Consider the following 1148-nt stretch of genomic DNA (forward strand, 5'->3'; position numbering starts at 1 on the left):
CGTTGTCCGGTTGGTCGTCGCCATTCGCGGCAGCCAGCGCCAGCTCCGGCCGGCCCACGAGCGCGGCGTCGAGGCGGTGATAGGCGTCGAGCCGGGCCAGGAAGGCCACGGCGGCGGCAGGGTCGTAGCCGGCCCTGGCCAGGCCGGAGATGCCGATGCGATCGGCTTCCAGCTCCTGCGTCCGGTCGAAGGCCGCCTGACTGCCGGCGCCGGCGACATCGGCCGACCGCTTCGCCCGCAGCCTGGCATGGCCGGCGACGACATGCCCGACCTCATGGGCGAGGACCGAGGCGACCTCGGCCTCGCTGCGGGCCAGGGCCAGCAGGCCGCGCGTCACCAGGATGCGGCCGTCGGCCCCGGCCGCGGCGTTGACCCGGTCCGAGTCGAGCAGGTCGACCGAGACCCGCATCCCGCCGCCGGCCTCGGCGTCGACGATGCGCTGCCCGATTTCGGCGACCCGATCCCGCAACGCCGGCGCCCGGAACAGGCCGCCGAACACGTCCAGCGCCTCGTCCTCGACCATGTCGGCGGCAGCGATGCAGGGAGCCGCCGGCAGCAGGGCCGCGGCCATCGCCGTCAGCAGCAGGTCCCGGCGGGCGAGCCGCATCCCAGTCTCCGTTCCGGTCGGATGATCGCGATGTCCGGCCGTCCCGGCCGGGTCCTGCCACCTGACGGCGGCCTCATTCGACGATCAGCTTGACCCGGCTTCCGGGCGAAACTGTGTCGCCGCCGACCACGCTCAGCAGCCGGAACTGCACCTCGGCCGCCTCGACCCGCATCCGCCCGACCAGGTCGGCCACCGTGACGCCCGGCCGCACCGTGACGACGGCGAGGCGGCGCGGCCGCACCGCGACGGCCTCGCCGGCGCCGATCCGGCGGAAGCTCTCGACCGCGCCGCGCATCGGCGCGGCGGCCGGGCTGCCGGCGCGGGTCAGGATGTTGAAGCGGTCGCGCCGTTCCGCCGTGGTCTCGATCACCACCAGCAGCGCCTCCCACCGATCGGCCCCGATCGCCAGCCCGGCGATGCCCCAGGCGCCCCGGAAGCCGCCGAGATCGCCGGCGCCGACGCCTTGCACGCCGCCGACCCGGCGGCCCCAGACCCGCTCCAGGAACAGCCGCGCCGCCAGCGCCCGCGGCTGTACCTGGAG

At 75.9% G+C, this 1148-nt stretch carries 1 protein-coding gene and 1 pseudogene; both read right to left on the bottom strand.

Annotated elements, in window-relative coordinates; translation table 11 throughout:
- On the bottom strand, positions 1-607 hold a 607-nt coding region (locus ACTOWL_RS37910), incomplete at its 3' end, for a M48 family metalloprotease (protein ID WP_441326474.1).
- Positions 608-680: 73 nt separating this feature from the next.
- Positions 681-1148, bottom strand: a pseudogene (locus ACTOWL_RS37915) (hypothetical protein); the annotation flags it as partial.

The sequence above is a fragment of the Inquilinus sp. CA228 genome (assembly GCF_052078665.1).
Taxonomy (GTDB): Bacteria; Pseudomonadota; Alphaproteobacteria; order DSM-16000; family Inquilinaceae; genus Inquilinus.